The 26,623-nt window shown below is 39.7% G+C and carries 20 protein-coding genes; 9 read left to right on the top strand and 11 right to left on the bottom strand.

Annotation, left to right across the window (positions count from 1 at the left end; genetic code table 11):
* Positions 1 to 97: 97 nt before the first annotated feature.
* Positions 98 to 1,114, bottom strand: coding sequence for a GGDEF domain-containing protein (locus AACV12_RS10930; RefSeq protein WP_017045993.1), 1,017 nt, complete (start codon positions 1,112 to 1,114; stop codon positions 98 to 100).
* Positions 1,115 to 1,346: 232 nt separating this feature from the next.
* On the opposite strand from AACV12_RS10930, the gene AACV12_RS10925 reads away from it, so the two are divergent.
* Positions 1,347 to 1,724, top strand: a complete 378-nt coding sequence (locus tag AACV12_RS10925; protein ID WP_017045994.1) for an MmcQ/YjbR family DNA-binding protein — start codon at positions 1,347 to 1,349, stop codon at positions 1,722 to 1,724.
* On the opposite strand, the gene AACV12_RS10920 is transcribed toward AACV12_RS10925, so the two are convergent.
* Positions 1,721 to 2,638 carry a chemotaxis protein gene (locus tag AACV12_RS10920; RefSeq protein WP_019281245.1) on the bottom strand — a complete coding sequence of 306 codons (918 nt, stop codon included), beginning with the start codon at positions 2,636 to 2,638 and terminating at the stop codon, positions 1,721 to 1,723. The two genes, AACV12_RS10925 and AACV12_RS10920, sit on opposite strands and share 4 nt — an antisense overlap.
* 185 nt (positions 2,639 to 2,823) lie before the next feature.
* On the opposite strand from AACV12_RS10920, the gene ppiC reads away from it, so the two are divergent.
* Positions 2,824 to 3,102: a peptidylprolyl isomerase PpiC gene (gene ppiC, locus AACV12_RS10915; protein ID WP_026027858.1), complete on the top strand. Its 279-nt coding sequence runs from the start codon at positions 2,824 to 2,826 to the stop codon at positions 3,100 to 3,102.
* A gap of 375 nt (positions 3,103 to 3,477) precedes the next feature.
* The gene (locus AACV12_RS10910; RefSeq protein ID WP_013868071.1) at positions 3,478 to 4,149 is read left to right on the top strand and encodes a LuxR C-terminal-related transcriptional regulator; all 672 of its coding nucleotides are present in this window, start codon (positions 3,478 to 3,480) and stop codon (positions 4,147 to 4,149) included.
* Between the two features lie 70 nt (positions 4,150 to 4,219).
* Here the strand turns inward: AACV12_RS10910 and malK are convergent, their stop codons facing one another.
* Positions 4,220 to 5,338: a maltose/maltodextrin ABC transporter ATP-binding protein MalK gene (malK, locus tag AACV12_RS10905; RefSeq protein WP_017045996.1), complete on the bottom strand. Its 1,119-nt coding sequence runs from the start codon at positions 5,336 to 5,338 to the stop codon at positions 4,220 to 4,222.
* A gap of 657 nt (positions 5,339 to 5,995) precedes the next feature.
* Between malK and malE the strand changes: the two genes are divergently transcribed.
* From malE to malG, 3 genes are all read left to right on the top strand, one after another.
* Positions 5,996 to 7,177 (top strand): maltose/maltodextrin ABC transporter substrate-binding protein MalE, encoded by a 1,182-nt coding sequence (gene malE / locus AACV12_RS10900; RefSeq protein WP_026027705.1) that lies wholly within the window; start codon positions 5,996 to 5,998, stop codon positions 7,175 to 7,177.
* 76 nt (positions 7,178 to 7,253) lie between these two features.
* Positions 7,254 to 8,828: a maltose ABC transporter permease MalF gene (gene malF, locus AACV12_RS10895; protein WP_170900331.1), complete on the top strand. Its 1,575-nt coding sequence runs from the start codon at positions 7,254 to 7,256 to the stop codon at positions 8,826 to 8,828.
* A gap of 12 nt (positions 8,829 to 8,840) precedes the next feature.
* On the top strand, positions 8,841 to 9,731 hold the full coding sequence (gene malG, locus AACV12_RS10890) for a maltose ABC transporter permease MalG (protein WP_010317575.1): 891 nt from the start codon (positions 8,841 to 8,843) through the stop codon (positions 9,729 to 9,731).
* Between the two features lie 319 nt (positions 9,732 to 10,050).
* On the opposite strand, the gene AACV12_RS10885 is transcribed toward malG, so the two are convergent.
* Together AACV12_RS10885 and AACV12_RS10880 are read right to left on the bottom strand one after the other, a co-directional pair.
* Positions 10,051 to 10,296: a hypothetical protein gene (locus tag AACV12_RS10885; RefSeq protein ID WP_017045998.1), complete on the bottom strand. Its 246-nt coding sequence runs from the start codon at positions 10,294 to 10,296 to the stop codon at positions 10,051 to 10,053.
* 93 nt (positions 10,297 to 10,389) lie between these two features.
* Positions 10,390 to 10,875, bottom strand: a complete 486-nt coding sequence (locus tag AACV12_RS10880; RefSeq protein ID WP_026027856.1) for an acyl-CoA thioesterase — start codon at positions 10,873 to 10,875, stop codon at positions 10,390 to 10,392.
* 300 nt (positions 10,876 to 11,175) lie between these two features.
* On the opposite strand from AACV12_RS10880, the gene AACV12_RS10875 reads away from it, so the two are divergent.
* Positions 11,176 to 11,757 carry an acyl-homoserine-lactone synthase gene (locus AACV12_RS10875; RefSeq protein WP_013868065.1) on the top strand — a complete coding sequence of 194 codons (582 nt, stop codon included), beginning with the start codon at positions 11,176 to 11,178 and terminating at the stop codon, positions 11,755 to 11,757.
* A gap of 3 nt (positions 11,758 to 11,760) precedes the next feature.
* Here the strand turns inward: AACV12_RS10875 and AACV12_RS10870 are convergent, their stop codons facing one another.
* The 4 genes from AACV12_RS10870 to AACV12_RS10855 form a co-directional block, all read right to left on the bottom strand.
* Complete coding sequence (locus tag AACV12_RS10870) at positions 11,761 to 12,483, bottom strand: helix-turn-helix transcriptional regulator (RefSeq protein WP_017044271.1); 723 nt, start codon at positions 12,481 to 12,483, stop codon at positions 11,761 to 11,763.
* 139 nt (positions 12,484 to 12,622) lie between these two features.
* Positions 12,623 to 13,384, bottom strand: a complete 762-nt coding sequence (locus AACV12_RS10865; protein ID WP_013868063.1) for a DeoR/GlpR family transcriptional regulator — start codon at positions 13,382 to 13,384, stop codon at positions 12,623 to 12,625.
* A gap of 196 nt (positions 13,385 to 13,580) precedes the next feature.
* Positions 13,581 to 14,498, bottom strand: coding sequence for a GGDEF domain-containing protein (locus AACV12_RS10860; RefSeq protein ID WP_013868062.1), 918 nt, complete (start codon positions 14,496 to 14,498; stop codon positions 13,581 to 13,583).
* 129 nt (positions 14,499 to 14,627) lie between these two features.
* Entirely contained in the window at positions 14,628 to 15,527 is a 900-nt protein-coding gene (locus tag AACV12_RS10855) for a DMT family transporter (protein WP_017050312.1), read from the bottom strand.
* Between the two features lie 99 nt (positions 15,528 to 15,626).
* On the opposite strand from AACV12_RS10855, the gene AACV12_RS10850 reads away from it, so the two are divergent.
* Both AACV12_RS10850 and AACV12_RS10845 read left to right on the top strand, forming a co-directional pair.
* Entirely contained in the window at positions 15,627 to 16,415 is a 789-nt protein-coding gene (locus AACV12_RS10850) for an AraC family transcriptional regulator (protein ID WP_026028665.1), read from the top strand.
* A gap of 661 nt (positions 16,416 to 17,076) precedes the next feature.
* Positions 17,077 to 22,287, top strand: coding sequence for a hypothetical protein (locus AACV12_RS10845; RefSeq protein ID WP_170900330.1), 5,211 nt, complete (start codon positions 17,077 to 17,079; stop codon positions 22,285 to 22,287).
* Positions 22,288 to 22,443: 156 nt separating this feature from the next.
* Here AACV12_RS10845 and AACV12_RS10840 read toward each other — a convergent pair whose 3' ends face one another.
* Together AACV12_RS10840 and AACV12_RS10835 are read right to left on the bottom strand one after the other, a co-directional pair.
* Positions 22,444 to 23,040, bottom strand: coding sequence for a response regulator transcription factor (locus AACV12_RS10840; protein ID WP_013868058.1), 597 nt, complete (start codon positions 23,038 to 23,040; stop codon positions 22,444 to 22,446).
* 4 nt (positions 23,041 to 23,044) lie between these two features.
* A complete protein-coding gene (locus tag AACV12_RS10835) occupies positions 23,045 to 26,536 on the bottom strand; it encodes a response regulator (RefSeq protein ID WP_170900329.1) in 3,492 nt (1,163 codons plus the stop codon).
* Positions 26,537 to 26,623: the final 87 nt, after the last annotated feature.

Genomic DNA, 26,623 nt, shown 5'->3' with positions numbered 1-26,623 from the left:
GGCGTGGCGCCCCTTTTACTTTTCTATCCATAAATTGAGGTTTATGGAACTTGTGATTGCTTTTCAGCTACCCATAAGCCATAAGAGGTTGAAGCGATTAAAGCGGCATAACACGGTTGCGGCCTAATTGTTTTGCTTCATAGAGCAGTTTATCGGTTCTTTCTATCAAAGACTCGGACGTATCACCTAGTTGTAATTCTGTCACACCAAAAGAGGCGGTAATATTACCAACTTGGTTTCCTGAACGGCGATCCTTCACGCTCATTTTTTCTATCGAACGGCGCAGTGATTCTGCAAACTGTCTGGCAATGCGCAGTGTTTTATTTGGAACAATTAAAACGAACTCTTCACCGCCAAATCGGTAGGCGGTAATACCATCTCGACAGCTACTCTGAAGCTTTTTAGCGATGCCTTTGATGACGGTGTCACCAAATAGGTGGCCGTAATTGTCATTAAAAGATTTGAAGTGATCGATATCTAATAAGATCAGGCTTATTGGTTGCTGCGCGCTTATTAGGGTAAAGAGATCATCATTGAACGAACGGCGGTTATATAAACCGGACAATCCATCGAATAAAGCCTCTTTTTGCACCTCGGCAAGCTGCTCTTTCAGTCGATGAATTTCTTTACTGGCACTATTAAGTTGACCATTTAAAAACTGAGTTGAATGGCGAATATCTCGCGATTCAGTGACCAATTGGCGAACCACTTTCATCACCTCTTCGATCGATAAATCATCGTTTTCGACTCGTTCTAATTCACTAAAACTTTTATCAATCACTCTGGCAAATTCGCTGGTATCGGTTAGGGTATCTGACATTGAACTTGCGACTTCATTGACTAACACTTCAATGTTGTTGCGTAGCGTGCTTAAACTGGTTTCAGAGCGCGATGCGACATAGCTGTTATAGAGTTGAGAGCTTGCCGCGGGAGGACAAAGGCCAAAGTTTTCCAATACAGAATCGAGTTCTCGATTGAGTTGAGGTATGGCATTGTCAACATAGGTATACCAAAGTGCATAGTTAGCAGGTGTCGCCGCCACATGATTTTTCATCATCAACGGTACTGCTTTTTTTAAATTGGCTGTAGATCTCTTAAAGTCGTCGCTGGTCATTATCGTAAAATTAATAGACAGTCACAGATATTCATACCGCTAAGATTAGCGGATATCCCAAAGTTATGCGCTAAAAAAATGCAACTAAAGTTTGAAGTTGAATTTTTATTTACGGTGAACAATCGATTCTTGATGTAGATCAAACACAACAGACAGACATAGTAGGGGGTTTTTTATATATTAAATCGCTGAATGATTAAAATAAGTTGGTTACTGAATCAAGGAGTAATAGATGGAGATGTATGATATTGAATCGTTTTTGGATATTTTACCTCAGGTAGAAAGTAGCTATCCGTTTGGTCCTGACGCGTTGGTTTTCAAAATTCGCGGTAAAATGTTTGCCTATACTTCTCAGTCGAGAGAAGAGCCGTTTGTGACATTGAAGTGCACTCCCGAAGATGGTGAAGTTCTGACCAGTGCCTTTTCCGCTATTCGTCCTGGTTATCATATGAATAAAAGACACTGGATCTCCGTTAAGTTAAACGGAGATGTTGACCAGATGATGTTAGAGGAATTATGTGAACGCTCTTATCAGCTTGTAGTGAGTAAACTGAAAAAATCAGATAGAGAAGCGCTTCAGGCTCTGTTTGTGCAAGCAAAACTTGATTAAGCGGTATCCTTACGTTGTTCCAGTTTTTTTGCGCCACGCAGCATCGCTTCTATTAATTCTGTTGCGTTAAATTTTTCCAAAGCTTCGTGGGCTCCGACTTGGTGAGCTCTATCCAAACAGATCTCACTGGAAAGCGAGGTGTGAAGAATACAATAAGCATGGCTCAGCATTGGATCATTTTGAACCTCAAAGGCCAGTTCATATCCATCGAGGCCCGGCATTTCAATATCACTGACCAGCAAATCGATCGCACGTTGATGTTGAGCGTCTTGACGCATCAGCTCAATGGCATCAAGCCCATTTTTACAGATTTGGTAAGGGATGTTGATACTGTCTAAGGCATCTGACAATTGTTTACGTGCAATAGATGAATCATCCACCAGTAAAATACGCAATGCTTTTAATCGCTCACGTTCAATATCAGTCAGCATCGGGATCTTAGTTGATTCATACTGTGGATAAATTTTTGAAAGTAATAATTCGACGTCAAGTAACTGCACAATCTGTTTTTGATAGCGGGTTATGCCAGTGATAAAAACGTCTTTTCCCGCCACTGCAGGTGAAGACTCGATTGTTCGCCAGTCACACTCGATGATTTTCTCAATGCTACGTACCATAAACGCAACTACAGTTCGCAGGCAGTCCGTCACGATTAAGTAGCATTGTTTATATTCGCTAGGTTGAATTGCTCTAAAGCCAATGGCGGCAGCCATATCAATGACAGGTACCGTCAAGTTACGGATAGTCACCGTTCCGATCACATGATGATGAGAATATGGGATTTGTGTCATTGGCATGTAAGGGACAATCTCTCGTACTTTCAGAGTCCCGATAGCAAAAAGCTGTTTCTGAGTGTTCAATGTGAACATCAACATGCCTTGGGATTGGTTTGCCTTACTGGGGGTTTTAGCCATAACACCTTACTCAACGTTGTTTCTTATGCTTAATACTAAACGATCTCTTACTGACGGCAATGCGTTAAATGCAAATAAACAGTATAACCGTATGTTTATTGATCTTTTGCACTCTTACATTGGGGTTGGACTCTTGAAAAGCATCCGTTACACTATTTGCAGTAGCAAATTTATTGAGAAAAATGATGGCAAGAACGGCAGCGGCTCTTCACATTTTAGTGAAGCATAAAGAACAAGCTGAAGATATTATCGCTCAGTTAAAAAAAGGAGCGAAATTTCAAACATTAGCCAGAAAATATTCTACCTGCCCTTCGGGTAAAAAAGGGGGCGATCTGGGTGAGTTTCGTCAGGGGCAGATGGTACCTCAATTTGATAAAATCTGTTTCACTGGAGAGGTACTGACACCCCATTTGGTGAAAACCAAGTTTGGTTGGCATGTTGTAAAAGTTCTATATCGGACCTAGCCTCAATAGGGTGATTTTCTCATCGATGTTGATTTTTAAAGTAATAGTCAATGAGCAGTGAGTGCCACGCTTTTTCTTAACACCAGAAGTGCGTGGTGCTTTTCATTCGTTAGGAATGACACTCGATTCTTTATCTTTTTTATTCCATTACCTTTTATAGAATGGCCTACTACACCCAAACTACTTCAAGTAGTAAGGTATATAAATAAAACAGTCATTTGTTCTCATAAATAAGAATGCACAATAACTTCATGAATTAAATGGATTTATTCATTAGGTTTTTTATTAAAATGAGAGCGGGTTATTTTGAGATATTGACTTATAGTCGCTTAACGTTAGTTTTATCAAGTGAGCGGTATGATCTAGGAGTTTAAAATGAGTGAAGAAAAAAAAATTAACGTTCGATTGCTTTCTGATGTTTGTATGCAGTCTCGCTTACTTAAAGATTCGCTAGAGTCAAAGTTGCCGATTAGTATTGATATCTCTCCGCTTTGCGATACGTGGATGAATGATAACAGTCTATCATCCTATAAAATTCAATTGGTTATCATCGACTATTCTCGCGTTGATGAAAATAATTTTGCTGATTACTCAGCATTTAAACGCTTATCCTGCCCTGATGCAAAAGAAGTGCTTATTAATTGCCCGCTAGATATTGAACCTAAAATGCTCTTTAAATGGCAGAATCTTGTGGGTGTATTTTATACCAATGATCAGCTTGAATCTTTAGTTAAGGGCATGGAAAAAGTGCTTGATGATGAAATGTGGTTTAATCGAAAATTGGCTCAGGAATATATACAGCATTATCGTGCAGGTAATTCATCTATTACCTCTCAAGCTTATGCTAAATTAACGAAAAGAGAGCAGCAAATAATTAAGCTACTTGGCTGTGGTGCATCTAATATGCAAATTGCAGATGAGTTGTTTGTAAGTGAAAATACAGTAAAAACACATTTACATAATGTATTTAAAAAGATAAATGCTAAAAATAGACTTCAGGCATTATTATGGGCAAAAGATAATATTGGTATTGAAGAGTTTAATTAAATTTTATTTATTTTTAAATAAGACAGCCCCTTTGATAGGGGCTGTCTTATTTTCTTAACTGAATTTCTTTTTATTCGGCTTCGATGCCTTTTTCTTTGTAAAGGCGGCGGCATGCACGTCCATCGCTGTGGAAGAGGTGGCAGCGATGCCCAGGAATACCAATTGTCAATGTATCACCTGTTTCAACGCCCAAAGTATCAGGCTGGCGGTAAATTACATCAGAATCAGAGCCTTTCAAGTTCATGTAGACTTGTGTCTCATTGCCGAGTTTCTCAACCATCATCACTTTGCCTTCAATTTTCGCGTCACCATCTTCAGCGCTCAGCAAGTGCTCTGGACGCACACCTAATGACATACGCTCGCCGCGAGTGATCGTGGTGCCATCGACCAAAATCCAAAATGAGGTTCCATTAGAGAGTTGAACTTTCACGCGTTCGGCTTCGACATCTTCGATGAATACGCTCATGAAGTTCATTTTAGGAGAACCGATGAAACCTGCGACGAAACGATTTTCTGGGTAATGATACAACTCAAGTGGTTTGCCTACTTGTGATACGAAACCAGCATCCAAAACCACGATTTTGTCAGCCATTGTCATTGCTTCGACTTGGTCATGGGTAACGTAAATCATAGTGCAGCCCAATTTGCGTTGCAGTTTGGTTATCTCTGAACGCATCTGTACGCGCAGCGCTGCATCTAGGTTAGACAGCGGCTCATCAAGCAAAAAGACATTCGGTTGTGAGACTAAAGTACGCCCAATCGCGACACGCTGACGTTGGCCACCTGAAAGAGACTTAGGTTGACGTTCAAGCAAATGGCTGAGTTGGAGAATATCGGCGGCGTGCTCAACACGTTGCTCGATCTCCTTTTTATCGGCTTTGGCCAACTTTAGGCCAAAAGACATGTTGTCGAAAAGATTAAGGTGCGGGTAGAGCGCATAGGATTGAAATACCATGCCGACGCCACGTTTAGAAGGTTCAACATCATTCATTCGCTTATCGCCAATAAACAAGTCACCCGAGGTGATATCTTCTAGGCCTGCTATGCAACGCAGTAGGGTGGATTTTCCACAACCTGACGGACCGACAAAGACGACAAATTCGCCTTCTTGAATTTCTAAGTCAACATTTTTAGAAATTAATACATCACCGTATGCTTTACATACATTTTTTAACGTGACACTCGCCATAGAGCTCGTCCTCGATCAATATTTTTTATAAATCACTGCCCATCATTATATGAGTTTTCTTGCAGGCAATGACAGCAGGAATTGGGTAAGGTGGTTAATAATGTAAGAAAAAGGGTGATGTCTTCAAATTAAGGGAGTTTGAAGAAAGCATCACCCATCCATGCCAATGATTTAGTTCACTTCCCCTGCACATTGAGCGTCTCCCCCGTTATAAAATCAATTACCACGAACGCTCATTTATGACAGCAAACCAATCTAGCGATGTAAGCCAGTAAACGATGAGTTACTGGAAAAGGCTCTTACTATCCACTCTGGGATGACTGTATTTTGTGTGATGTGTGTGTTTGATACATCCTCCTAATTGAGTTTTTTATAGGGGGGAGTAGCGATGGATGCGATGGAGGAGGGGTTTAAAGGCTGAGTTAGATCCAGTTCAAATAATTAATGGCTGTTAAGTGGAAGCATGTCACAAAAAGGTATTTTTTTGTGATTGAGCTCTCTAACCTTGAGCGATGATGATCACGAAAATAGTCCATAATATCGAGGGCGTAGGGCGTAGGAGGATGAGTCAAGTTAGGTTTTCTCTGATTATATATGACGAAATACGGCGAAACCTGTTGGTGAGCCCTACAACACAAAAATAAAAAGGATATGAACATGAAAAACGCCCTAAGCACAGTCGCGCTAAGTACTCTAGTTGCTCTTGGTTCGTTTGGTGCACATGCTGCTATTGAAGAAGGACAACTCACCATTTGGATTAATGGTGATAAAGGCTATAACGGTTTGGCTGAAGTGGGTAAGAAATTTGAGGCGGACACGGGTATCAAAGTGACCGTGGCTCACCCTGACGCACTTCAAGATAAATTCCCACAAACCGCAGCAACGGGTGATGGACCTGATATTGTGTTCTGGGCTCATGACCGTTTTGGTGGTTATGCAGAAGCTGGCTTGCTGGCTGAAATTAAACCTTCAAAAGCGATTCAAGAGGGTATCGTGGATTTTGCATGGGATGCGGTGAAATACAACGGTAAAATCATCGGCTACCCAGTCGCGGTAGAATCCTTGTCTCTCATCTATAACAAAGATCTTGTGCCAAACCCACCGAAAAGCTGGGAAGAAGTGGAAGCGTTGAACGCCAAACTTAAGAAAGAGGGCAAAACGGCCATCATGTGGAACTTGAAAGAACCATATTTCACATGGCCTCTTATGGCGGCTGATGGCGGTTACGCATTCAAATACACGATTGATGGCTATGATGTGAAAGATGCGGGTATCGCGAATAAAGGCGTAAAAGACGCGATGAACTTCGTGAAAGGCTTAGTGGACAAAGGCGTGATCTCTCCGGATATGGACTACTCTGTTTCTGAAGCTGCGTTTAACCAAGGTAAAACGGCAATGACGATCAACGGTCCGTGGGCTTGGGGCAACATTGAAAAATCAGGTATTAACTACGGTGTGACGACATTACCTAAATTTAACGGGCAATCTTCCAAGCCGTTCGTGGGCGTATTGACGGCTGGTATCAGCACCGCTTCTCCAAATAAAGATCTCGCGATTGAGTTTATCGAAAACTACTTACTCACCAATGATGGTCTGCGCATGGTCAATAATGACAAACCTCTTGGCGCGGTGGCTCTTAACTCTTTCCAACGTGAGCTTGATGCAGATACACGCATCGCCGCGACAATGGATAACGCAATGAATGGCGAAATTATGCCGAACATCCCTCAGATGAATGCATTTTGGGGCAGCGCGAAAAGTGCAATTATCAATATTGTAGATGGCCGCCAAACTGTCGATGCCGCACTGGCTGATGCAGAAAAACAAATGACTAAATAATTCGGTTTTGGTCAAGCCCTTAAGGAGAGGGTAACCTCTCCTTCATTTTACGTTTATATCGCTAGCAGGTTCTTCTATGCAGTCAGTTCAAGGTACAGATGCTTTGTCAGCACCCGAAACGGCACTTCCTTCCAGTAAAAATGTGCTCATTAAATGGGCATTATTAGGTACGGTTGGTATCGTTAACGGTTACGCCACTATTCTTATGTATTCTCGCGGTGAGCTCGCCTTTGCGCTGCTTACTCTCATTCTTACCGCTCTGGCCCTTTATATTTTCGGCAGTAAACATACTTACGCACACCGCTATATTTATCCGGGTATCGCGGGAATGATCTTATTCATCCTCTTTCCTTTGGCCTACACCGTTGGTCTGGCTTTTACTAACTACAGTGCTAAAAACCAACTCTCTTTAGAACGTGCACAAACCGTGCTGTTGGATCGAACTTATCAGGGCGGGGAAAGCTATCCTTTCACTCTATACAAAACGGAAAGTGGCTATCGAATTGCAATCGAAGATGGAGAGCAGACGCTCGCTACCGACGTATTTTCCTTAAATGGCTTATCGGTGACCGATATGGACCTTCAACCTATTGAGGGTATTGAGGGCACCAAAGAGCCGATTAAAACCATTATTAATCACCGTGCTACGTTGAGCTCAATTGATCTGCATTTCCCTAATGGTGAAGATGTACGCATGAGTGGCTTGCGCAAGTTTGCCGCCGTATCGCCGCTTTACACCATGCAAGATGATGGCGAAACGCTGGTCAATAATCAAACAGGCGAAATACTACGGCCGAATATGGATGTTGGCTTTTATCAACCAGTGGACGAAAGTGGTCAATTTATCGGTGCGACAGTATCGCCTGGTTTTGTGGTGAAAATTGGCACACATAACTTTGAGCGTGTATGGAAAGATGACGGTATTAAAGAGCCTTTCATCAATATCTTTATCTGGACGGTCGTTTTCTCAACCTTAACCGTGATTTTCACTCTTATGATAGGGTTAGTGTTGGCTAGTGTTGTGCAATGGGAAGAGCTTAAAGGCCGCGCCGTTTACCGAGTGCTATTAATCCTGCCTTATGCTGTTCCTGCCTTTATTTCTATTTTGATCTTCAAAGGCTTGTTCAACCAAAGCTTTGGTGAGATCAATATGGTGCTCAACAGTATTTTTGGCATTAGTCCTAGCTGGTTCTCAGACCCCTTTCTCGCTAAAAGTATGGTGCTGATCGTCAATACTTGGCTTGGTTTTCCTTACATGATGATTTTGTGTATGGGTCTTTTGAAAGCGATTCCAGAGGATTTATATGAAGCATCGGCGATTGATGGTGCAGGTTTTTTACACAACTTCACCCGTATCACATTGCCGCTCATGATCAAACCAATGACTCCGTTACTTATTGCGAGCTTTGCGTTTAACTTTAACAACTTTGTGATGATTCAACTTCTGACACAAGGTGGCCCGAATATGATTGGTACTTCAGAGCCAGCCGGCTACACCGATTTACTCGTAAGCTATACCTATCGTATTGCGTTTGAAGGAGCTGGTGGTCAAGACTTCGGTTTGGCTAGTGCCATCGCAACCTTGATCTTCTTACTGGTTGGTGGGTTAGCACTACTCAACTTACGTTTTACGAAGCTGTCACAGAATTAAGGAGTAATCGTTATGGCGATGGTACAAGGTCAATCTCTCAAATATCGCTTATGGGCGACTCATGTTGCTCTGTGGGCATTTTTATCGCTGATCATTTTTCCACTATTGATGGTCATTGCGATTTCATTTCGTGAAGGGAACTTTGCCACGGGCAGCTTGATCCCAGATAACCCATCTCTAGAACACTGGAAATTGGCATTAGGTTTTGCTGTCACTAATGCTGATGGCTCTGTTACACCGCCGCCATTTCCGGTTCTGACTTGGTTATGGAATTCAGTGAAAGTAGCAGGCATTACTTCAGTGCTCATTGTGGCCCTATCGACAACGTCTGCTTATGCCTTTGCGCGCATGCGTTTTAAAGGTAAAGACACCATCCTAAAAGCGATGATGATTTTTCAAATGTTCCCAGCGGTACTGGCACTGGTTGCGATGTATGCACTGTTTGACAAATTAGGTCAATACATCCCATTTCTTGGCTTAAATACGCATGGTGGTTTAATTTTCTCCTACCTAGGTGGTATCGCACTGCACGTATGGACGATCAAAGGCTATTTTGAAACGATAGATAACTCATTAGAAGAAGCGGCTGCTTTAGATGGAGCTACACCATGGCAAGCCTTTAGACTGGTGCTGCTACCACTCTCTGTGCCGATTCTTGCGGTTGTGTTTATTCTCTCGTTTATTGGGGTGGTTGGTGAAGTACCAGTGGCATCTTTGCTACTTTCTGATGTAAACTCATATACATTAGCGGTGGGTATGCAGCAGTATCTTTATCCTCAGAACTATTTGTGGGGAGATTTTGCAGCAGCAGCAGTGTTGTCTGCTTTACCTATCACTGTCGTATTTTTGCTTGCACAGCGCTGGTTAGTCGGAGGACTTACGGCCGGTGGTGTGAAAGGATAATAACGATAGGGCGACCGTGAGGTCGCCCATATTGTATTAGCTTAACGTATTTGGTTTGGCCGCCGATCAGTTAAGTAATATGCAAATCTGGCGTTACGCATAGCTGGCTGTTAGCTTTATTCCTTACTATCCAACAAACTAACAGTTTTTGTAACCAAGACCCGAGCATTGCTTGGGTTTTTTTATATCTGCATTAAAGGGTGCTATTGGTAACGCACATGCAGTATATGATGAATTGAATGTCTCAAAAGTGAAATGGTGTTTGGATGCGACTCACATCTGAAATCTTCGTGTAACGTCGTAAAGGAAAGCTAAAAAATTAGAACTCACGGCTAGAAGGGGCGCAGCCTAAGTATTGCAAAAGGACATACAAACTCTCTTGTTGCAACGCAACGCGGCGAAACAGATCGGCGAAGGTATCATCTCCGCCAAAGCAGGCACGGATATAGTGGTTAATTTCTTGGGGCTGGTAGCCTTCAACGTAAAGCGTTCGGACCCAGTGATACTCAATTGACTTTGGGTCGACTAATGTTGATTCGCTCAAGGTAATCTCTCTGGGAGTCAAAGCCTTTTCCTATCATCGATGCAAAATTTCAGAGGGCTCGATTTAAGCAGATAAAGATGAAGAAAAAATGACAACTGAGCGTATCATGGGTGGTTATTTTAAGTACTTAACGTGAGCTTCCATCTCTTCCCCTATCTCTTTACGCATGTTCATTAAGCGTATCGCTGATTGGCGTAGGGCAATATCTTCTGCTGTTTGCGGCACCCATTCGGGTATAGGGGTGGGCTTGCCTTGCCCATCGACAGCCACCATGATGACAATACAATGGGTAGTCAGCTGGTTTTTCAACTCTTTTGGATCGCTCGCTTGCACATCAATGGCAATATGCATTGAGCTCGTTCCCGTATAAATAACTTTTGCGCTGACTTCAACGAGGTTCCCTACGTGGATAGGAGCGACAAAGCGGATCCCTCCAGCATAAGCGGTGATGCAATATTTACCACTCCAGCCTGCTGAGCATGCATAGGCCGCTAGATCTATCCATTTCATGACAGCGCCACCGTGGACTTTTCCACCAAAATTCACATCACCGGGCTCTGCTAAAAAACGCAAAGTTATTGCACGTTGGCCACTACTCATTGGGGAATCCTTGTTTTGTATTAACGGAATCATAAATAACAAAGCGTTAACCAAACTGCAATATTATTTTGAATGCAGCAGATATAAAAAATCCTCTTAGTTGCCTAAGAGGATTTTTAAAGCCGAGCGGTACGAGTTATTTACTTTATGTTGTACCTTATTGAGCCAACTGAGCGTTAGTTATTCAGTTGCGTTAATAATAGTTTAAACAGTATTTCGACGTAACTGTTCGATCGAACAGGTTCTATCTCTGATGAGATTGTTTAGCGTGATTTCTCCAATAACCTAAGGAGAAGTCACATGACTATTTCAATTTATTCACATACCTTTCAAAGTGTCCCTCAAGCTGATTATGTGTCATTGCTGAAGTTACGCTATAAAGTTTTTTCGCAACGCTTGCAGTGGGAGCTAAAAACAAATCGAGGAATGGAGACTGATGAGTACGACGTTCCAGAAGCACACTATTTGTATGCCAAAGAGGAACAGGGTCATTTAGTGGGGTGTTGGCGAATTTTGCCAACGACGTCGCGTTATATGCTTAAAGATACTTTTTCGGAATTACTCGGTGTGCAGCAAGCACCCAAAGCAAAGGAGATTTATGAGCTGAGTCGTTTTGCGGTCGATAAAGATCATTCGGCGCAATTGGGCGGCGTGAGTAATGTTACGCTGCAGATGTTTCAGTCGCTGTATCATCACGCCCAGCAATATCACATCAATGCCTATGTAACGGTCACATCGGCCAGTGTGGAAAAATTGATTAAGCGGATGGGGATCCCATGCGAAAGACTCGGTGATAAAAAAGTGCATCTTTTGGGAAGTACACGTTCTGTCGCTTTGCATATTCCAATGAATGAAGCATATCGTGCAAGTGTCAATGCATAAGCCTTATAAATAGGGATTGATATAGCCACCTAAAATAGCTTTAGTGATCGCTTGGTAGCGATTCGTCGCGCCAAGCTTTTTACAAGCATTACTGAAATGGAACTTCACGGTACGTTCTGACGTATTAATAATCGTGGCAATTTCCCATGCGCTTTTGCCTTCGGCCGCCCAAGCTAAGCATTGTACTTCACGTGCGGTGAGCACCGCTCTCGGTTTTGCGTCTTTATGGTAACGGGTGATGTTGCCAATATTATGAGCCAGTAACGGTACAATGAGCTGTGAAGTATGGATACTTTGTTGATTCAAATCGTAAGACTTGGTATCTGAGGTTGCAAAACTTATCATGCCAAATTCCCCCCTAAGCCCATGGATTGGAATGCTAAATCCCGCTTTGAGTCCATTGCAACGCGCCTCTTCGAAAATGACTCGTCCATCATCATTGACTCGTTTAGCGTCATCCCAGCGAATGGGCAAAAAATTGGTAATACTGTATTTGACAATTGGATCGATATGCATGAAGCCTGATTCATCATATTGCTGTCGCCAGCTATTGGGGTAATTGTCCGTGACAAGCGTTTCACTGGTTTTTAACGTGGGTTGAAAAGAGAGGCCAAAGAGGAAAAATTCATGATCAATTAAGTTATTGAGCCCATTGAGTACATTTTCCAAATCATCGTGGCTAGTGATTTGTTGGTTCTCTTGGATCAGTCTCAGAATTTTGTACATAAGCCGAAAGTTCTAAATTGCGTCGTACTATATTGGCATTTATATCAAAAAAAACCGTAACAGTACGAGCAAATAATGAAATAGTTTATCTATTTGGCGGGAAAATCTAGTTCAAATGTCGGTTTTGGCCTCAATCTATCTATACCACCTGAATGGTTACTTCATTTTCACGAGCGAATGCATCAATTTCTTCTGGGGGTTGAGCATTGGTAATGATCAAATCTACATCGGCAATTGTGCCTAGCTTCACCATGGCATTACGTCCGAATTTACTGTGGTCGACACCGAGATAAACACAGCGACTATTTTCGATGATCGCCCGTTTGACTCTCACTTCATGATAATCGAAATCTAAAAGTGAGCCATCATAGTCAATGCCGCTAATCCCTAAAATACCGAAATCGAGACGAAATTGTGAAATGAAATCCAAAGTGGCTTCACCCGTCACGCCACCGTCTTTATTGCGCACTTCACCGCCCGCTAAGATGACATTGAAATCTGGTTTGGCCATTAAAATCGTCGCCACGTTAATGTTGTTGGTGACAATGCGCAGATTTTCGTGATTGAGCATTAATGCCCGAGCGATAGCTTCAGGTGTCGTGCCTATGTCGATAAAGAGCGTTGCGCCATCGGGAATGTGTTTGACTAGCTCGGCAGCCACTTTCTCTTTTTCTTGCTGATAAGTCACTTGGCGAGTGTGGTAAGAGGAGTTTTCAGAACTAGACGCGATGGTGGCGCCGCCGTGATTGCGTCGTAACTTATTGGCATCCGCAAGTTCGTTGAGATCTCGGCGGATGGTTTGTGGGCTGACATTGAATCGCTCGACTAAATCATCGGTACTCACAAATCCGTGTGTTTGAACTAATTCGATAATTTCTTGATGGCGTTTAACTGCTTTCACCTTAAATATCCTTATTCATTGAAGCTTAAATAGGTCAATACCTTGAATGCTTACTTTGCGTAAGGCACTACGACTTTGTGAGTGTACGGTTTAATCGACCAAATTCAATCATTAGTGAATGGGATACGCGAGTATTTGCTCGTTTTAAGTGATAATTCACATTAAACGAACATTATAGGCCCTTTATGGAACATAGTTATGTTTCTTGGAATGTGGCACATTGATTCCGTCCAGCGAGCTTGGCTTTATAAAGTGCTTTGTCTGAGCGGCGATAAATTTCGAAAAAATCGGCATCTCTGCCCGCAATTTCAGAGATACCACAACTGATACTAAAGTGTGCGCCGTTGTCAAAAAATGCGTATGCATAAAATTCTTTACGCAAACGATCGGCCACTTGAAAGGCCTCATGCGCATTCGCCTTATGCAGAACAATCAGAAACTCTTCACCACCAATTCTACCGCAGGCATCGCCATGGCGTGTGTGCTTTCTCGCTATCTCTGCTAACTGCCAAATCACATCATCTCCTCGCTGGTGGCCATAGGTATCGTTTACTAACTTGAAGTTGTCGATATCAATCGCGATACAACTTATCGGATAATGATCACGCTGAGCCAACGTAAATTCATTACACGCTTCTCGCCACAACTTGCGGCGATTGTAGAGCTGCGTTAAGTCATCGGTATTGGCCAGAGTGTGTAGTTGCTCTCGCAGTTCAACAATATCGGTAATCTCAGTAGAAACACCGATAAGGCCAATCACTTCACCCGTTTGTGTACTTAGAATCGGTTTCTTTATTGCGCGGTAGACGCGTACTTTGGTATCAAATTTTGCTTGTGCACGTTCTTCACTGATGAAAGGCTGTTTGGTATCAAATACCATTTGATCGCTGTGTAAAATATCGGCGAGTAGGTCATCTTGAAAAAAATCATGATCAGTTTTGCCTCTGAGTTCTTCCAAAGTTGTGCCAAACAGTTTAAGTGTTAGCTGATTTGCATACAGATACTCACCTTGACGGTTTTTTACGAACACGTATGAACCGAGCTCGTTGAGAACAAGCTCATGCAAGGCAAACAAATTATTGCTATACACATCTTCGATGTTATCAAGAATCATTATCTGGCCACCAAATTTGCTAGGTTGCCTAACGGATCTGACGTAAAGGATCCCTCAATACATTTCATTTTTGTTTATTTTTATTCTTCTTCCATAAACATAGCTCGAATCGATGCTAGATGCTCAATTTTATGGTTGTATTGCGCCCTCGATAGCTGTTGTACGGCTTTTTGTCAGTTTTATTTGGGATAAAATAACCCCGGAAATTACCATCGTTCCACCTAAAAGATGGTAGTTTTGCACTGTTTCACCTAACAGGGTTGTGGCAAGCGAAACCGCCACCACAGGTAACAAATTCATAAACATCGCACTAGAGTCTGCACCAATTAAATCGATCGCTTTTACCCACATCCATGGAGCCAATAAGGATGCAGCGACGGAAGCGTAAGCGATTAGGGGCAGTGAGCCTTCCGTGGGTAGGAGATGTTTACTGGTCAACCATAATGGTGTCAGCATTAAGACAGCAAACAACCCTTGCATATAAATAAGCGTCCAATTGCTTAGCGGCATTTTCCACCGTTTAAGTAACACACAATAAAGTGCGTAAACGGTTGCAGCCACCACCATTAATGCATCACCATGTGTAATATCTTGATGCAAGAAGAAGCTCATATCGCCTTGACCTAGCATAAAAGCAAGCCCTGCGAGAGAGAGGACTCCTCCGACAACACTCAAAGCTGAAATGCGCTTATGGAGCAGAGGAACGCTGATGAATACACTGAGCAGTGGTACCAGCGAAGTGATCAATGACATATTTGATGCAGTAGTCGTTAGCCCTGCGTAATAGCCAAGAGACTGATTCAGTACCATGCCTAACATGGCTAAAAAAGCCAGTTTAGTTAAATGGGGCTTGATGATTACCCATTGGCGGATCACGGTAGGTAAACAAAAGGGGGTTAGCAACAGCATCGCGACAAACCAGCGATAAAAACTCATCGCACTTGGTTCAATGGTTTCTGCGGCGAGCTTGTTGATGATAGAGTTACCACCCCAAATTAGAACCGTGAATAGTGGAAGAAGATATACCATGTGAGCCTCGTCGCAAATTGTGCTTTGGAGTATAGTGTGGCAGGTCTCTATAATTATATATATCTCCAAAACGACATTGCGAGCGATAGGAAGACAAGTTTGAAAAAAGCGCCCAGAAATCTTCACCCTTCACTATCGATTGACAGTGCGCCATCGGATGTCTTTATGAATTTCGATGCGTTTTTGTCAAACACAGAAACGCGAACTCATAGTCATCCATGGGGACAAGTGCAGCTAATTTCCGGCGGGATTTTGGAAATGGAAGCGCAAGAAACGCGATTTCTCGCACCGCCTCATCTCGCGATTTGGGTTCCTGCGGGGGTGAAACACTGCAGCTATAATCGTAAGCCAATTGAATATTGTTCGCTCAATATTGATCGGGCTCTCACCCATGGTTTTCCCAAGCACACCAGTTTGATAAAAGTGACGCCCATCGTTTCTGCCATCATTGAGGATTTTCGATCGCGTGAAATCAGTGTGGCTCAAAACGCGCAAGATAAACGTTTAGTTCAAGTATTGCTCGATCAATTGGCAACGCAAGAAACACAGCATCATTTTTTGCCTTCCACTAACCACAAATATTTAGCCCCGATTTTAGCGGCGGTAGAAGAAAACCCGACCGATGATACGACATTGGCTTTGTGGGCTGAAAAAGTACATACCACAGAGCGAACATTAGCGCGTCATTGCCAAACGGAACTCGGGATGAGTTTTACCGAATGGCGATTAAGAGTACGCTATCTCTATTCCATGGATTTACTGCGCACAGGACATTCAGTGAAAGAGGTAGCATTAACTCTTGGCTACAACCAAGCCAGTCCTTTTATTACTATGTTTAAAAAATACTCCGGCCAAACGCCGGAACAGTATAAAAATCGTTTGTTATAATATTGCTTAAGCGTATGTAAGCACTTTGTCGCTGATCAAACCATAAAGAAGAACCTTAGACTTGATGTGGTGACTTTTTACAACGTTAAGGGAAAAATTATGTGCGTTCGATCTCTTACAGACAATCTTAATTTATCAGTTGGTGAAGTTATTAAAGCAGTATTGCGTTTAATTGGATAGGTTGTACTAATACATCTTTAGATGCGCAGATTAATTAACACTCATGATTTGATGTGAAAAGTTATGAATATTGTTGAAAGATTGAGTGGCACATGACATATAGCTGATATTTTTTAATATATACAGGTGTTCGTTGAATATGGATAAAGTCAGGCTCATGTTATGTATATTAAAGCGTGCTATGTATACTAAAAAATAGTATTGCCGTATCAAAAAAATCAGAAATAAGTCTTATCAAAATCGTGTGGCTTGAATTAACTATAGATTAATGCAACTTTTTTCATATAGAATCACAAAAAAAAAGATGACAATATAAATCACTTTGTTATTTTTCCGTCAATGTTTGTTTAAACAGGATGATAGCATAAATAACCCCATCTCCATACAGTGTTGGTTCATTTCTTCTAAATTCCTTTTTATTCTGATATTCCCAAGTCTAAATATCGTTATATATCCATTAATTTATAAGAGTTGATAATAGATGCCTTCCATACCAAAACCAACGTCATTAGAACGAATAGATTCAACATCAAATCTAGCCAGTAGTGGCACAACCATACATCCTCATGTCAAAGTTATATCTGTTCAGCATGTTAATAAACCTAAAAGTAATTCACAAACAAAAAATAGGTCAGAGAAAATTTTAAAAAAATTAGATTCGGAAATAGAAAACAGTAAAGGTAATACGAATAATGAACGTAAGCATAAAGAAGATCTACAACGTATCAAGTATTGGGTAGAGAGGGCGCAAGTTGGAGAAGTATCTGATGAAAGCCATTATGAGGAAGTATTTATTAACGAAGTGGATAGGTGTTTAGGTCAAGGTAGGAAAACATACATTGAGCAAAAAGCCCGTGAGTTAATACTTCAAATTAAAGCATACGATGTCGAAGGCGGTATAAGGCCAAACCGATTAAACACCAGTGCAGGCGGCGTAGCCTTAAGAATTCTTTCCGTGTTCAGTGGCCACTTATTTCCAGAGCCTATGGTTTTGGACTCTGCTAGGAACGGTTCAGTATCGACTAGCCCATCCTTGCCTTTTGGGGGGCAGCCAAGGATACAACCTTCGCCACAAAACGCTATGAAAATGAAAACAATAAAGGTTGAAAGCTCGGTTTCGCCTGTTGAACAGGACGTTAATGTAGTGGCAAGCCGCCAAAATTCAAGCCCCGCTCTTGGAAAAAGCACGGCTGCTCCTTTGTCGGGATACAAGTATGGAAAAGAGATAGCAACGCACTTAATGGCTACTGAAAACAACATGCATGGTCATCAGGGAAATCTAGAGCTTATCAAAGAGACTCTCGAAAACTATACAGAAAATTTGATGACGTTTGAGGGGGGAGAGATTGTTGAAAATACCGAGGTGAGAGAAAAAATACAAAATTTATTCTCTTCCATATCAATTGAAGACATCGAAGAGCTTGAAAATCAAGCTGTTGAAACCGCTATTGATGAAGACACTGATGATGAGAGTGTCATTGATAGTCATACTCGGCAAAAAAGGTCGCTTCCTTCTGGCAGGAAGCGAAAAGATTACGGTGGAATAGAAGAACACTTTGTCAAAAGAATCAATGAAAAAATGGAGCGTAAAGATATTTCCATACATCGAAAACGCATATTTGTTAAGAAAAAACTTGCACAGATTAAGATCAATGTATTGCGTTTAAATACACTTCAAGAAAAAGGCATTAAAGTATCCAAGCCACGGATTATACATCTAAACTTCAAGCAAAAATTTTTGCAGTCAAAATTAGATCAATTGGTCGCTTTTAAAAAATCCAAATCGACATTTAGCAATCTACTTGATTTATGGAATGGAGAATTGGATAAAAATGCGTTGAATGAGCTATCAACAGAATTGTCTGAATTAAGAGCTAATTTTATAAATCAGTTGTCAATATTGAGTGTTTCCTCCACTGATAGAGAAAATGATCCACTCCCATTCAACAATACCATTTTAGTACTGAATGAAAACATCGCAATACTAAGTAACCTATTACAGTTAGTCTCTAAATTACCCTATTTTAATGATGCTAAATCACTGAAAATTTTAAATGAACGCAGTATTGAATGGCAATCTTTAGATAACAATTTTAGAAAGCTGATAAAAAAAATATCTAAGAGCGGAATAGATTCAATCAATACAACTAGCGCGATACGAAAACTGAAGAGTCTGAACTACTTCATTGACGAGCAAATTCAAGAAACTAAAAACTATGTAAATACCTGTACTGATGCCTTATTTGTCGGGTGGCTAGGAGAGAAAAATCGACAAGGTGCGACGCCACTTTATTTCAACCGAGAGTCGCTTTATCGAGATATTATTGAATTCAAATCTAAAATGGCCGTTCAAGATAGCATCGATGAACGTACTAGAAATTCCTTAGAAATTGAATCACTTGTAATGAAGTCATTGCCTAGCACCGAGCTAACTGAAGTAGAACTATCAAATACAGCCGCCGCTCTATATTTAACCTCAAGGATTTACGATATAAAAAAAACTGATCCCCATGCAGTCGAGAATATTGATATCGATAAATTTATTTTTTCAGACCTTATATACAGCTTCTCAGACCATTTAGGTCGAATTAAATACGATGTAATTTCAGTCGTCGACTACCTGTGCAGTGAGGCAACAAACCATCCAATATTAAAACGTAAGCAAGTCAGTGTTTCTTGGCCTAGTGAAGTTCATGACAATTTACTAATATTTCTTAATGAAGAGAAAGTGAATGTTACTAAGTTTTTAAGATTTATGGAGAAGCAATCTAGTGTAGAAGCGAATAAAGATAAATTGCTGAGTAGCATTGAAACTCCGATGAGTTATTTCCAACACACATTAGATAGACTTGCCGTGAATGAACCCGGTGTTGCACTATCAAATACAGTAACATACCGCTATACAGTATTCAGTCATCATCCTGAAGCGCACTCTGTAGCAATGCGTGAAAACCCTCCGGTAAAAAAAAGCTTTTCTATTGCAGATATTCTAACGGGTAGGGAACGAGCATGGCGAGCAGAGAATACGGCTTATAATGAACGAGAGATCATTAACACATCAGGGATTTCTAATTCTTTGCTCCACAGTCTTGAAAATACTGACACACAAGCTGAATTTTTGCGTTCAATGAAAGCATTAAGGTCTGATTTACAAATAAAAGAGCGTTTTTATGATTACGCTAAGTCGGCACTTGAACTACACCAATTGGACATTAATCATTCATATTCAATCCGTGAGGCTCCTATGCTTCTCATCTATCCATCGCCTGAAGATGGGCCACATTTTTCTAAAAAATGGTCATATGATTTAAACCCAGAGTATAGCCCTATAAAATTATTCTCTTTATTAACGAATAAAGTTCTCATATTTGCATCAATTAATGATTTTAAAAGACAAATAAGAGTAAATACAGAATTACGAGAATGGGTTCAGCTTCATTTTCCGGCCGAATTTCATGGGAATTATGACCAAATGACGATTGATAAAAAAGGCATGGATTATTCTAATCTTTTTGAACGTACAATTGATAAATATTCAAATGATATGGATGTATTAGTTAGTTCGCACTTAGAATCGGCAGCTTTGGGTATGTTGAATAGAATCGAAAAAATATCACATATATTAGCACTTCCAGCAGTGGGGATGGGGACTGTTGCTGGGTTTTTATACGGTACTACAATGTCAATTGGTCCATTACTTGGGAAAGCCGCAATTAGCGATACTGAAGAAGAGCGAAATAAATACTTAAAAGAAGTAGCGATCTCTGTAGCGATAGAGTTGGTATTTGAAGGTGGTGGCAAGCTAATAGGGACGGCCACAAAAGCCGTAAAAGCGACAAAAGATGCCATTGATACTGTTGCAAATAACTTTTTCAAGCATCAATGGCAACGAAAAGCGATATTTCAGTCGCTCGATATGCCGAGTGACATCGTAGATGTAGGCCGTTTGTTGACCAATAATGAGCTAGAAAATGCGCTCTGTTCACGCGTGAAGCGAGCTCCTGGTGCGTTATGTACGCTATTGAGAAAAAGGTTACTTGATACATCGCGGGAGGTTATGAGTAAAAAGTCATTCGAAGCATTTGCTCACATTGCTCATGAGCAGGGGGTTGATCTCTCAGGGATTAAAACTATGACTGTAGGTTATAGAAAAGCGAACAATGAAATAGGCTTTGGGGCGATAGGTAAGGTATACCAGCTTGATGACAATTTTGTTGTGAAAGATTATAGCGGAAACATTCGCTTGGATGAGAATCCTGCTCGCTCATCGCTGTGTAGACTTTACGCTGCCAGAAACACTGAAGCCGCATTCAACAGATTGTATGGGGAAGGTTCTGCTGAGGTGATACTTCATGACACTACCGATCCCATGGTAAAAACTGTCTCGGTCAAAATGAAAAAAATTCATGGGGATTCGTTGAGTAACATCATTAGAAATGCTCGACCAGAGCTGTCAGATGTCGTTCGAAAGTTCAAAGAAGAGGGTATAGTTAATGAACTTGTGGAATATCTAAGATCTAATGGGATCGACCATAATGATATAAATTTGGGTAATATTTTATACGATCCTCATACAGGTAAGTTTGCGCTTATCGATTTTGATAGTGCCCAGATAATTCCAGTGGTTGGGGAAAGCCTTTCAGCAGGAAAAGTTAAAACCATCAGGCAGAATCTAAACCATGTATTTAATGAAGCTGAAAGAGCATTAAAAAGCAGTCAAAGTTCGGTATTATCTGACTTAGATGAAGTAAGTGGAAATTCATGGGGTTCTATGCTTGAGCGTATACCCATTATTGGAAACATAATACAAGTACGAAATATTAAAAGAAGTTTAGCTAATGCTCTGCCTATCGCTAAAAGTAAGCTTGATAATACCTTATCTGCTATGGATAACACGGCACTAAATGATGATGTTAGGCTTGCTCAGGATGTATTTTTTGGTAAAGATTTTTATGATGACCCTAGTAGTCAAGAGAGACTGAGATCCATTATCGAAGCAATGCGTTCCGATACTGAACGGTTGTCTGTAGTGAATTTTGATATAGGTAACCAGATTGAGGGTAGCTCAGTCATAGTCGCTGCGTTGTCGCGCTCTGAATACGCTAAGTTTGGATTAGATCAACGAGTAAAATTTATTAAAGTCAACAAAAGAGGATTTAATCAGTACTACCAAAAAATGGGGAAAAGTGACAGAGCTGTGGCGGATGTATTAATCCACGAACTCTCTCATGGTGCGCCGAATAGTTTGGATTTTGTCTATGTTGGTACTAAAAAACAGGCAACAGGATATGTTGATATTTATGAATTAGCAAACCTTGCAAATGACAAAATAGAATATCGTAGTGATTCCATCGGGCTCAATCCAACTAGCAGTTTAGGTGGTCCACATCTTAGATCCATAAACAGTATTTCAGGAAAAAAAGGTATCAGGAATGCAGACTCTATTGCTCAGTATGTTTCCTTGTTTGATAAGTTTCGTAGCAATTTTGGTGGATTTGATATAGATATGAAAACATTGAGAACGTTGCAATTAGAAACAAATGATTTTTCTCAAAGAGCTCACGAAGGCGTGCGTGTTAACCGGATGCAACGTTCTATAGTCGAAAAACACTCTCGCATTTTGGTTGCTATTGATAGGGATAGTGGGGATTTTGATCTCTATGTCCCAGCAAGTGAAGGGGCCCTCAACTAAATTCTACGTGTTAAAAATGCATGAGGATAAGTTTCTCTCTCATGCATAATAACAAGTTCTGCATACACGCTAACCTAGAATTGTTAGTTTATGTTGACAGCGAGTCAATAGGTCATATTTATTTTTTCAAGTATAGACGTGTATACTTCATCTGGTCTATAAAATATTATTCCTATGTACGAAAAGAATAAGGTTAGACATTGAAGTACAACCTAATTTGTCCATTAGTCTTTTTTTATACGTGCTAACGGTTTTCTCGCTTAGAATCAATAAATTTGCAATTTCTTTATTTCTATAACCTTGAGCCAAATATTTTAGAACTAGAATTTCTCTAGCAGATAGACTGTTAACTAATTCATTTGCATCTGATGAAGTATCAACATATATATCACAATGGCTATTAATATATGATTCTAATTTTGTTTTTATATTAGAGATATCATCTTGTTTTGATATATATGCTTTTATATTGATTTTTTCCAAATGCTCTTTTATTAAACTATGTGGCATAGAGGAAAAAATAATATAATTTTGATCAGTATGAGGGGGGCATCGTTTGATCACTTCAAAACCGTCGAGATGAGGTATCCCAATATCAAGAATGATGAACTTAGGATTTAAAGTGTTTATTTTCTTAACAGCTTCAATACCACTTTTTGCTTCTCCTATCACCTCATGCCCTATTGAGGTAATAACATTTTTTAAACATTCTAGTACAACGGAATGATCATCGACTAAAAGAAAACTTGCCATAAAATTAAGCCTTATCTTTATTTTTAATAATAGAACTAATGCTTGTTATTAATAATGTCACTCTTTCCGCTATTTTAGCTAGTGTGACTGTTTGATTGTCTTTTTCAAATAGTTCACATTTCTCCAATAAATCAAGGTCGCCTATAATTCGCGTAATACCCTTCAATTTATGCACAATAGACTGAAATTCTTCATTACAATTGGTTTCTGACAATTGACTTTCAATTTCCTTCAATGCGGTATGCAATAAATGGATCAGCTCTTGGAATGATTGACCTGTCTCGTAAGAAAAACGGCGAACATTAACGATATCAATATGTTCATCTGCCAGTGTTAGATTCCTGTAAATAGTGTCCTGCAAGTCTTTAAGATTTATTGGTTTAAATATGCAATCGTTCATGCCTGATTTCAAACACAATTCGAAAACCTCAGTTTGGGAATTGGCTGTAAATCCTATAATTGGCATTGATTTTGTCCTATTTTTTATTTCCCATGAGCGAATCACTTCTGTTAGTTCAAAGCCCGTCATGTCGGGCATGTAACAGTCAGTGATCAACATATCAAACTGGGTTTCAGATTGGTTGATCAGCCGCCAAGCTTCTAATGCACTATGACAAGTTACAACATCGATATCTAATATACTTAGTTGTTTCTCTACTAGACGACGGTTAATATCATAATCATCAACGACTAATATATTTTTCCCGCTTAATTTAGCCTTATAAGTATTTTTATCTATTGAATGAAGCTTATTGTTGTGACTATGTTCACATACACTGTTCAATGTCGATGTTTTGGGAATGGCTAATTTGATTTCCGTTCCCAAGTTAATGCCACTTTTTATATTTATATCTATATTTAGTATAGAGCATAATTTGTGTGCAATAGCTGAGCCTAAGCCATAACTATCAGTATCTTCAGAATCTGTCACGAATGGAAGCGCCATATCGTTAAGCTGACTATCGCTCATACCTACACCTGTGTCAGAAATAATTATAATTACATTCTCTTGTTCAAGATGGCATGCTATCGAAACTGAGCCAGAATCTGTGTACTTTATGGCATTACTAAGTAAATTATTAAATATTTGACGAATATAAACTTGATCAGTATAAATATATGTATCTTCATCCACATCAACACTAATAATGAAGTCCAGATTTTTTTGATTACACAGAGCAGTAAATATACTGGAGACGCTATTTATTAATGTGGTTACATTGATGTATTCTATGTTTAGATTGCTGTTTACCACCTCCATCTTTGATATTTCAAGGATATTATTAACTATGTCAATTAATCCTAATGAGGCATCATATGCTTGCCTAATATATTTTTCTTTTTCCTCAATAAATGAAACTTCTAACGATCCAATAATGGCATTTAATGGGGTTCTAATTTCATGGCTCATGACGGCTATAAAATTAGATTTATCTCTGTTAGCTTTTATAGCTTCATCTCTAGAAATGATTAATTGAGAATTAAGATGGTTGATTTCAGTCAAATCTATCCAACCAGTAATAAGTCCTTTAGTTTTTCCATCTACATGATAGGGAACTGACCATTCTTTCAGTACCATCTCCTCATCATCTCGTATGAATTTAATGGTATTGTGAGTTGGTTCAGGTGATTTAAGCATTTCAAAAAATCGTACTTCTTCATTATCCAAAAAGTCTTTACCTAAATGTTTATTCGGATACTCGGAAGTTTTTTTTCCAAGAATACAGAAATCACTTGTATCCTTAGAACTGAACTCAGAAAATGACTTATTGAAATGAACAAACCTAGATTCAGTATCTCTAACAACAATAGGAATAGGAATGCCGTCAATGAGGTTTGCTTTAAATTTCCATTCTGATAATACTTTCTTTCTTCGTATTTCTCTCAGAGAGAAGATAATTAAGTATATAAATATTAAAAACAAAATGACTAATATAATATAGAAATATTGATTAACCTTATCTTCTTTTTCTACCCAAACAGATTCCGAATTTACAAGATAAGAATCCCATTTTTCATTTGATTTATCAATGTAACTGAATCCTAGGCTTGCAATGGATTTATCGAGTATGCTTTTGAGCATCTCATGATGTTCATATTTTTTGCTAATCACAAACCTGAGGTCGCCTTGATATTTTGTTGATATGACTTTATAAGTAAGCTCCTTTTGAAAGTATACATTGACTAAAAAATTCATGACTTCACTGTAACCATAGGCGGAATCAGCACTTCCTTTCGCAACGAGTTCCACTGCCGTTAATGTATTGTCTGTAAAAATTATTTTTGAATTGGGGTAGGTATTTTCTAAATATTTTTTTAAGTTGTAAGTACCAGAAACAGCAATTGTGTTATTTGTATTTTCATTTTTCTTTTTACTGGTAACCACTGAAATTTCGGTTGATGCATAAGGGATGGTGTAAGATAAATAGTCGTCCACTTCCTTTGAATAAGATGCTGATGGGCTCATGTTAACACGATTACTCATTATGTTACTCACGATGTCAGGAAGTTTCGTAATTCTTACCCACTGAAACTTCAGCCCCGTTTTTACACCAATTGTTGAAAGGAAATCTGAAATTATACCAGCTTCATTTCCTTTTGAATCGTAGAAAGTATAGGGTGGCAAAGAACTATTGAATGCGACAGAAATAATGGGTTTTTCTTCGGCTATCCATTTTTTTTCAGCTTGTGTTAATTCAATGGGATAGCTATGACTAGCATCGATGTGCCATATAGATTTAATCAGTTGGTTTTTATATCTTAAGTGTTTTAAATTAACCATATTTTTATATTCTGGGTTTTTGTAAATAAGGTATCGTTCAAAATTTTTGTCGAAATACTTAAATATATTTACAGCCTTACTATCAATTTTGTTCATTAAATATATGGCAGAAAAATAATTTATTATGGCGAAATCAATATCACCGTTGATCATGGAAATATAAGCATCATTGGCACTATCGAAATGAACACATTGGAAACTATCATACCCAGAGTCTTGTAGCTCGTTACTAAAGCAATGATTGACATAACCAATCGAAAGGTTGCTATCAAGTTCAGGTCTATCATTAACAGTTAATGCGACATACTTTTCTGAAATGACGGTTGTCTTTTTATAATCGCCCTCATCAAAACCGGATCCTGCAATTGAAAATTGAATCAATCCATCGTCCATAGCTCGCTTTAGTTCATCCATCGAAGCGTAAGAAATGTAACGGATGTTATCTTTTTCGCAGGGGAAAATCGTCATAAGGTAATCTGACTCGATTCCAGAAATGTAATTGTCAAATTTTATTCTAAATGGTTCATCCAAGTCATCAATAATACCTATATTGATATTTTCACTACTCTTCTGGCAGGATCTGTCAAGTGAAGAATAAAGCCCACTACTTGGATAAATTTTGCTTATTGAAGATTGTGATTCTAATTCAGAAAAAGCAGATATTGAAAACATGGTGGAAAGTATAATCAATGCTGATTTTAATATGTTGCCCATAGCCTATACACCACTTAATAGCTCTGACTATTGAGTGTAATCTTTCATTAGGAATTATCAAGCTTATCCCTTGTGAGTTCGTGTAAA

This window comes from Vibrio sp. 2-2(8) (genome assembly GCF_963888495.1).
In the GTDB taxonomy this organism is placed as follows: Bacteria; Pseudomonadota; Gammaproteobacteria; order Enterobacterales; family Vibrionaceae; genus Vibrio; species Vibrio anguillarum.
This window is presented reverse-complemented; position numbering and strand designations above follow the sequence as displayed.

Bases quoted from the DNA above. Each gene is read 5' to 3' on its own strand.
- AACV12_RS10930 (WP_017045993.1), bottom strand. From the start codon at position 1,114: ATGACCAGCGACGACTTTAAGAGATCTACAGCCAATTTAAAAAAAGCA.
- AACV12_RS10925 (WP_017045994.1), top strand. From the start codon at position 1,347: ATGGAGATGTATGATATTGAATCGTTTTTGGATATTTTACCTCAGGTA.
- AACV12_RS10920 (WP_019281245.1), bottom strand. From the start codon at position 2,638: ATGGCTAAAACCCCCAGTAAGGCAAACCAATCCCAAGGCATGTTGATG.
- ppiC (WP_026027858.1), top strand. From the start codon at position 2,824: ATGGCAAGAACGGCAGCGGCTCTTCACATTTTAGTGAAGCATAAAGAA.
- AACV12_RS10910 (WP_013868071.1), top strand. From the start codon at position 3,478: ATGAGTGAAGAAAAAAAAATTAACGTTCGATTGCTTTCTGATGTTTGT.
- malK (WP_017045996.1), bottom strand. From the start codon at position 5,338: ATGGCGAGTGTCACGTTAAAAAATGTATGTAAAGCATACGGTGATGTA.
- malE (WP_026027705.1), top strand. From the start codon at position 5,996: ATGAAAAACGCCCTAAGCACAGTCGCGCTAAGTACTCTAGTTGCTCTT.
- malF (WP_170900331.1), top strand. From the start codon at position 7,254: ATGCAGTCAGTTCAAGGTACAGATGCTTTGTCAGCACCCGAAACGGCA.
- malG (WP_010317575.1), top strand. From the start codon at position 8,841: ATGGCGATGGTACAAGGTCAATCTCTCAAATATCGCTTATGGGCGACT.
- AACV12_RS10880 (WP_026027856.1), bottom strand. From the start codon at position 10,875: ATGAGTAGTGGCCAACGTGCAATAACTTTGCGTTTTTTAGCAGAGCCC.
- AACV12_RS10875 (WP_013868065.1), top strand. From the start codon at position 11,176: ATGACTATTTCAATTTATTCACATACCTTTCAAAGTGTCCCTCAAGCT.
- AACV12_RS10870 (WP_017044271.1), bottom strand. From the start codon at position 12,483: ATGTACAAAATTCTGAGACTGATCCAAGAGAACCAACAAATCACTAGC.
- AACV12_RS10860 (WP_013868062.1), bottom strand. From the start codon at position 14,498: ATGATTCTTGATAACATCGAAGATGTGTATAGCAATAATTTGTTTGCC.
- AACV12_RS10855 (WP_017050312.1), bottom strand. From the start codon at position 15,527: ATGGTATATCTTCTTCCACTATTCACGGTTCTAATTTGGGGTGGTAAC.
- AACV12_RS10845 (WP_170900330.1), top strand. From the start codon at position 17,077: ATGCCTTCCATACCAAAACCAACGTCATTAGAACGAATAGATTCAACA.
- AACV12_RS10840 (WP_013868058.1), bottom strand. From the start codon at position 23,040: ATGGCAAGTTTTCTTTTAGTCGATGATCATTCCGTTGTACTAGAATGT.
- AACV12_RS10835 (WP_170900329.1), bottom strand. From the start codon at position 26,536: ATGGGCAACATATTAAAATCAGCATTGATTATACTTTCCACCATGTTT.